Source organism: Nocardia sp. CC213A (assembly GCF_030766805.1).
GTDB lineage: Bacteria > Actinomycetota > Actinomycetes > Mycobacteriales > Mycobacteriaceae > Nocardia > Nocardia otitidiscaviarum.
The window spans coordinates 166703-173722 of record NZ_JASFXA010000018.1 but is presented as its reverse complement, the minus strand read 5'-3'; the positions used below and the strand labels follow the sequence as shown (position 1 = coordinate 173722).

Genomic DNA, 7020 nt, shown 5'->3' with positions numbered 1-7020 from the left:
GCCGCGAGCGGCGAGGTACCCCCGCACCCGCGCCCCAATGTGCGCTACCGCGACCGCGATTCGGGCCGCATCGAGCGCTGACGTGCCCCGGCCCGCCACGACGAGCCGCGCACCATTCGGCCGCAGCACCGGAAACGAGCAGCACAGTCGGCCGCCCACTCGCGCCGCACTCGGCCGCCCACTCGCGCCGCACTCGGCACAACGTTCGTGCTGGACTCGGCGCACCACTAGCGCAGCACTCGGCAGGACACTCGCGCTCGACTCCGCGGACCACTCGCGCCCTACTCGGCAGCACACTCGCGCCGGACTTGCCGGCCGGTCACGCCGACAGTGGCGGCCGAGCAGCTCGACCGGTCGATCGACCCGCACTGACGCGCTGCGCGCCCGGTTCCTCCGAGCCCGAGTGACCGCGGCCTGGCCGATACGCGGTAGAGAACAGACCCCGTAGCGGCCGACCGCGCGGCCGTGAACAATCCACCCGCCGCGATACGACCGGGCAGCCGTCCACTCGCTGGCCACCGTGCACTCGGCGGGGCAGCCGCGACGGGTGAACCCTCGCGGGCTGACCCATGACCCGACAGCGATGCGCCCCGTGCGAATCGCACGGGGCGCACTCGGTCCTTCGCGCGATCGCGCGCGGTCAGGCGCGGGCGGCGCGCAGTTCGCGGGGCAGGGCGAAGACCAGGGTCTCGTTGGCGGTGGTCACCGGCTGGACGTCGCCGAAGCCGTGCTCGGCCAGCAGTTCCAGCACGCCCTGGACCAGGATCTCCGGCACCGACGCGCCCGAGGTGATACCGATCGTGCGGACGCCCTCCAACCAGGCCGGGTCCACCTCGCGGGCGTAGTCGACCAGGTACGCGGCCCGCGCGCCCGCGCCCAGCGCCACCTCGACCAGGCGCACCGAGTTGGAGGAGTTGCGCGAACCCACCACGATCACCAGATCGCACTCCGGGGCCATGGCCTTGACGGCGGTCTGGCGGTTCTGGGTGGCGTAGCAGATGTCGTCGCTGGGCGGATCCTGCAGGCTCGGGAAGCGCTCGCGCAGGCGCTGCACGGTCTCCATGGTCTCGTCCACCGACAGCGTGGTCTGGGACAGCCAGATCACCTTGTTCTCGTCGCGCACGGTAACGCCGTCCACCGCGTCGGGGCCGTCCACCAACTGCACGTGGTCGGGGGCCTCACCGGCGGTGCCCTCCACCTCCTCGTGGCCCTCGTGGCCGATGAGCAGGATGTCGAAGTCGTCGCGGGCGAAGCGCTTGGCCTCCTGGTGCACCTTGGTCACCAACGGGCAGGTGGCGTCGATGGTGTGCAGGCTGCGTTCGGCGGCGGAGGAGTGCACCATGGGCGAGACGCCGTGGGCGGAGAACACCACCACCGACCCCTCGGGCACCTCGTCGGTCTCGTCGACGAAGATCACCCCGCGCTCCCGCAGCGTCTCCACGACGTGCCGGTTGTGCACGATCTCCTTGCGGACGTAGATGGGCGCGCCGTGCTTCTCGAGCGCCTTCTCCACCGTCTCGACCGCGCGGTCCACACCGGCGCAGTAACCACGGGGTTCGGCGAGCAGCACCCGCTTCGGCGAGTCGGCAGCACCCGAGACGGCCGACCGGGTGATTCCGACGTTCAATGGGATAGCCGAGGACATGCCCCACAGAATACGTGTGCGGAATGAACCGCATCGGGTCGGAGGCGCGACGATAATCACTTCCGGCGAATTCCGTCCTTTGCATCACACGCCGTTTCGGGCAGGCTAGGACCATGTTTCGACCTCCCTTCCTGGCCCGGGTCGCCGCCGGGGCCGCCGTCTATGCCCTCGAGGAAACCCGTCGGCTACCGAATACCGCGGTCAACCTCCCGATTACCGCCGTCAGCCAGCTGCTGCAGAACTTCATGCACGTGCAGCAGTTCGTGACCAGCCTCGCCCTCAAGGGCGACGAGGTTTTCGACCGCTTCGTGAACCGTCCCGAGGAACAGCCCGAGTGGGCCACCTTCGACGAGGACGCCGACGACGCGCAAACCTTCGGCACCGCCCCGGAATCGGCGCACAAGAGCCGTTTCGACCTGTACAGCCCCGAAGACGCGGGCGCGCCGGAGCCGGAACCGATCGCGGTCTCCGCCCCCCAGGCACTGGTGTCGGAAACACCCGCGAGCCCGGAAACATCCGCGAGCCCGGAGCCGGAATCCGTCGTCGCCGAGGAGCAGGAGGCCCCGGCCGCCGACCCCGGATCCGCAGCACCGCAGCCCACCGAACCGGCCGCGCCTGCCGAAAGCAGCGCTACCGCAAGCACTTCCGGCACGTCCGCCAATGGCCACAATGGCAATTTCGCGGCCGTCGAGCCGGAGGTCGCCTCCCGCTACGACTACATGAACATGACGCTGGCGCAGCTGCGCGCCCGCCTGCGCATGCTCAGCGTGGAGGAACTGTCCCAGCTGCTCGCCTTCGAACAGCAGACCCAGGCGCGTGCGCCGTTCGTCACCATGCTGACCAACCGCATCGCCACCGTGCAGGCCAAGTAGCCGATCACCCGCCAGCGCCGGTCGCCCGGACATCCACGCCCGGGGCGACCGGCGCTGTGCTGTGCCGCCTCCCCGTGTCTTCAGCGCACGGCCGGGAGCCGTTGACCGTCGCGCACGCGTACCGGCGGCCAGGGAGCGAATCCATGGTGGGCGTACCCGGTGGGTTACCCCGCAGCTCGCGAGATCAGTTGTTGCGTTCGGAGGCGAATGTGACGGGCCGATACCACCGAGGGGGAACCGGTGGCGGTCCCCTCTCGGGCGATGCCGCCACCAGTCCCCCGCCGTCGAGCGCTTTTCGTGGGTGGGCGTCGGAGGTGTCGGTGGGGAACGTGACAATGGTGCGGTGACCGACACTGGTGCGGTGAATGCCGCTAAGTCCGAGCGGGGGGCGAGCTCTCCGGAGAATCCGTGGCCGGTGCGCACCATTTCGATCAAGGTGGCGCAGTGGATCGAGCGGCTCGGTGCGGTGTGGGTGGAGGGGCAGGTCACGCAGATCAATCTGCGGCCGGGCACGCGGACGGCGTTTCTGGTGCTGCGGGATCCGGCCGCGGATATGTCGCTGTCGGTGACCTGTGATCCGGAGCTGCTGCGGAATTCCCCGGTGCCCTTGCAGGAGGGCAGCCGCGTCATCGTGTACGGCAAGCTCTCCTTCTTCACCGGACGCGGGACCATTTCGCTGCGCGTCACCGAGATCCGCCCCGTCGGCATCGGTGAGCTGCTGGCCCGCATCGAACGGTTGAAGGGGCTGCTGGCGGCCGAGGGACTGTTCGATGAGCGGCTCAAGCGGCCGATCCCCTTCCTACCCAGACGAATCGGGCTCATCACCGGCCGCGCCTCGGCCGCCGAACACGATGTGGTGACCGTGGCGACCCAGCGCTGGCCCGCGGCGAAATTCGAGATTCGCACTACCGCCGTGCAGGGCCCGACCGCCGTACCGCAGATCCTGGAGGCCATCGCCGCGCTCGACGCGCACCCCGAGGTCGATGTGATCGTGCTGGCGCGCGGCGGCGGCAGCGTCGAGGACCTGCTGCCCTTCTCCGATGAAACCCTGTGCCGGGCAATCGTTTCCGCCAAGACGCCGATCATCAGCGCGATCGGGCACGAACCCGACAACCCGATCAGCGACTATGTGGCCGACCTGCGCGCCGCCACACCCACCGACGCGGCCAAGCGGGTCGTCCCCGACGCCGCCGCCGAAATGGCGCTGCTGCGCGAGCTCACCGAACGCGCCGCCGCCGCCCTGCGCGGCTGGGTGGACCGTGAATCCCGCACCCTGGCTCAGCTGCGCTCCCGCCCCGTGCTGGCCGAGCCACTGCGCCTGCTCGACCAGCGCTACGACGAGGCGGAGCGGCTGCGCACCGCCGCCCGCCGCGCGGTCGAGCACCTGCTCACCGCCGAATCCACCACCACCCGGCACCTGCGCGAGAAACTCACCGCCGTCGGCCCGGCCGCCACCCTGGCGCGCGGATACGCGGTGGTGCAACGAGTTACGGGCAACGAGCGGCATGTGGTGCGCTCCATCGACGATTCCCCGGCCGGCAGTCAGCTGCGCATCCGCGTCGCCGACGGTGCGGTCACCGCCGCCGCGCTCGGCAGCCAACCCCTCGGCCCCCGCCCCCGAAAGGAGTCCACCGATGACCGAGAGTGACCTCGCCGAAATCGCCGGATTCGGTTACGAACGCGCCCGCGACGAGCTGGTGAACGTGGTGAAGATGCTCGAACAGGGCGGGATGGACCTGGACGACTCGCTCGCGCTGTGGGAGCGCGGTGAGGCGCTCGCCACCCGCTGCGAGGAGCATCTGGCGGGCGCGCGGCAGCGTGTGGAGGACGCATTGGCGCGGCGCGATCAGGAGTGAGCCGATGCGCATCCGCCGTACCGTCCCGGACATCCGCACCACGGACATGGCCGCCAGCCGAGCGTTCTACCGGGAACTCGGCTTCGAGGAGGTGATGGACCTCGGGTGGGTCGTCACCCTGGCCAGTCCCGACAATCCGACCGCCCAGGTGCTCCTGATCGGTCCGGACGCGGAGGGACCGCAGCCGGATATGAGCGTCGAGGTCGACGACGTGGACGCCGCGCACGCCGCCATGGTCGCCGCCGGGGCGGACATCGTCTACGCCCTGCGCGACGAGCCGTGGGGAGTGCGGCGGTTCTTCGTCCGCGACCCGAACGGGACCGTCGTCAACGTGGTCGGTCACCGCTGACGCAGGCGATAGCGGATCCGCGCGCGGCGGTCAGGACAGAGTGCCGCACTTGGGGCCGCCGGAGCTGTCCACGGAGCCGATCTTCAGAACGTAGATCAGCCCGCAGACGGCGTTGACCAGCCCGTTGGCGGAACCAGCGTCGACCGACGAACCGGTACTGGGGGAAGCGACCGGCTCACTCCGACACGGACGGCGCGGAGTCCAGCGTGACCGGGGCCGCGGCGGCGAATCCGGCGGGGATGAGCAGGGCGGCGGAAGTCACCAACACGGCACACGCTCTTCTCACGACGAGGAGTATTCGCCGGTGCGCGAGAGTCGGCACGCCCCGAATTCCCTGGGGCCGAGCATGAGCTGGGGGCGAGCGCGGCCCCGAGCTCCTGCGCGAGTGCGGCCCCAGCGGTCAGGCACGAGTACGACCCCGCAGTCCAGCGCGAGCACGGCCCGCAGTAGGGCACGACCACAGCCCCCGTGGCCGGTGCGCTACAGCGGGTCGGCGCTGCCGATGGCGGTGGCGAGCGTCGTGTAGGCGGCGGGGTTGCCCGCGCCCTTGATGAGGACGCGGGAGTCGCCGAAGTCGGTGATCCAGGCGGTTTCGGTGCCGGGCTCGGCGTAGACCACCCACTTACGGTCGCCGATCTGCTCGGTGCCGGTGGCGTAGCGGGTGTCGACCACGTGTTTGGCGAGGGCTTCCTCGGTGGCGTCGGTCTGCGAGAGCTGCATGTAGGTGCCCTGCGGGGTGATGTACCCCACGGTGCTCACCGGGCCGCCGCCGGTGCCCGCGATGGTGTCGCGATGTCCCGAGTTGGGCGTCCATCCCTCCGGGAGCGCCGGTTCCCGAATGGCGAACGGCATATTCGCGGCGTCGTCGGCCAGCGCGGCGCTCACGTCGAAGTCCGGAATCTGCCCCGGCGTCGGACCTTTCGCCGAGAAGGTGCACTGGCTGGCGATCCCGGCGATGACCAAGCAGATCAGCACCAGCGGGAACAACGACCAGAACAGGTCCTTCCAGTCGTTCATGATCCGCGGCTTTTGATACGACACGCACCCAGTATCCACGGCCGGGTGGTGCGACCCGGCACACAGGTGCGCCTCCCCGTTCTTACGGAATTGGAACGTGAGTACCTGAATGCCGCCGCCGACCTCAATGCGACAATTCACGCAGCAATAGACAACCAAGGAGGCACCCGTCATGACCGCATCCAGCCGCCGCGAGGCTCCGGATCGCAACCTGGCCCTGGAGTTGGTCCGAGTCACCGAGGCCGGGGCCATGGCCGCCGGACGCTGGGTGGGGCGCGGCGACAAGGAAGGCGGCGACGGTGCGGCCGTCGACGCCATGCGGCAGCTGGTGGCGACCGTCTCCATGCGTGGCATCGTGGTGATCGGCGAGGGCGAGAAGGACGAAGCGCCCATGCTGTACAACGGTGAGCTGGTCGGCGACGGCACCGGCCCGGAGCTGGACTTCGCGGTCGACCCCATCGACGGCACCACCCTCATGTCCAAGGGTTCGGCGGGTGCGATCTCCGTGCTGGCGGTGGCCGAGCGCGGCGCCATGTTCGACCCCTCCGCGGTGTTCTACATGGAGAAGATCGCGGTCGGCCCCGAGGCCGCCGATGTCATCGACCTGTCGGCCCCCATCGGCGAGAACCTGCGCCGCGTCGCCAAGGCCAAGAACTCCGCCGTCTCCGACCTGACCGTCGTCGTGCTGGACCGCCCGCGCCACGCCCGCCACATCCAAGAGGTGCGCGACGCGGGCGCCCGCATCCGCCTCATCTCCGACGGTGACGTGGCCGGAGCCATCGCCACCGCCCGCCCCGAATCCGGCGTGGACATGCTGATCGGCATCGGCGGCACCCCCGAGGGCATCATCGCCGCCGCCGCCATGCGCTGCATGGGCGGCGCGTTGCAGGGCAAGCTGGCCCCCAAGGACGACGAGGAGCGCCAGAAGGCCATCGACGCCGGACACGACCTGGACCGCATCCTCAATACCGAGGACCTGGTCTCCGGCGAGGACGTGTTCTTCAGCGCCACCGGCGTCACCGACGGCGATCTGCTGCGCGGCGTGCGCTACTTCGGCGGCGGCGCGTACAGCCAGTCCATCGTCATGCGCGCCAAGTCCGGCACCGTCCGCATCATCGACGCCTACCACCGCCTCACCAAACTGCGCGAGTACTCCTCGGTCGACTTCGTGGGCGACGAGGACGCCGCTCCCCCGATGCCCTGACCCCGCCCGGCCGCCCGCTCCGCCCCGGCGGCGGGCGGCCGAACGACACCCCCGCTTATTCCCAGTGCGCCACCGCC

7 protein-coding genes are annotated in these 7020 nt (G+C 70.2%); 5 read left to right on the top strand and 2 right to left on the bottom strand.

Features of this window, described 5'->3' with window-relative positions:
• Nucleotides 1-640: 640 nt before the first annotated feature.
• The gene (locus QJS31_RS28480; RefSeq protein ID WP_282786541.1) at nucleotides 641-1645 is read right to left on the bottom strand and encodes a 4-hydroxy-3-methylbut-2-enyl diphosphate reductase; all 1005 of its coding nucleotides are present in this window, start codon (nucleotides 1643-1645) and stop codon (nucleotides 641-643) included.
• A 113-nt stretch (nucleotides 1646-1758) separates the two neighbouring features.
• Here QJS31_RS28480 and QJS31_RS28475 point away from each other — a divergent pair, with 113 nt between their 5' ends.
• From QJS31_RS28475 to QJS31_RS28460, 4 genes are all read left to right on the top strand, one after another.
• A complete protein-coding gene (locus tag QJS31_RS28475) occupies nucleotides 1759-2517 on the top strand; it encodes a lipid droplet-associated protein (protein WP_306358157.1) in 759 nt (252 codons plus the stop codon).
• Nucleotides 2518-2860: 343 nt separating this feature from the next.
• Nucleotides 2861-4165 (top strand): exodeoxyribonuclease VII large subunit, encoded by a 1305-nt coding sequence (gene xseA, locus QJS31_RS28470; RefSeq protein WP_282785997.1) that lies wholly within the window; start codon nucleotides 2861-2863, stop codon nucleotides 4163-4165.
• Nucleotides 4152-4373, top strand: a complete 222-nt coding sequence (locus tag QJS31_RS28465) for an exodeoxyribonuclease VII small subunit (protein WP_039817016.1) — start codon at nucleotides 4152-4154, stop codon at nucleotides 4371-4373. The genes xseA and QJS31_RS28465 overlap by 14 nt, the downstream gene beginning before the upstream one ends.
• A 4-nt stretch (nucleotides 4374-4377) precedes the next feature.
• The gene (locus QJS31_RS28460; RefSeq protein ID WP_306358156.1) at nucleotides 4378-4722 is read left to right on the top strand and encodes a VOC family protein; all 345 of its coding nucleotides are present in this window, start codon (nucleotides 4378-4380) and stop codon (nucleotides 4720-4722) included.
• 480 nt (nucleotides 4723-5202) lie between these two features.
• Here the strand turns inward: QJS31_RS28460 and QJS31_RS28455 are convergent, their stop codons facing one another.
• Nucleotides 5203-5763 (bottom strand): DUF4245 domain-containing protein, encoded by a 561-nt coding sequence (locus tag QJS31_RS28455; protein WP_195121632.1) that lies wholly within the window; start codon nucleotides 5761-5763, stop codon nucleotides 5203-5205.
• A gap of 148 nt (nucleotides 5764-5911) precedes the next feature.
• Here QJS31_RS28455 and glpX point away from each other — a divergent pair, with 148 nt between their 5' ends.
• Nucleotides 5912-6943 carry a class II fructose-bisphosphatase gene (glpX, locus tag QJS31_RS28450; protein ID WP_029931375.1) on the top strand — a complete coding sequence of 344 codons (1032 nt, stop codon included), beginning with the start codon at nucleotides 5912-5914 and terminating at the stop codon, nucleotides 6941-6943.
• The last annotated feature ends 77 nt before the right edge of the window (nucleotides 6944-7020 follow it).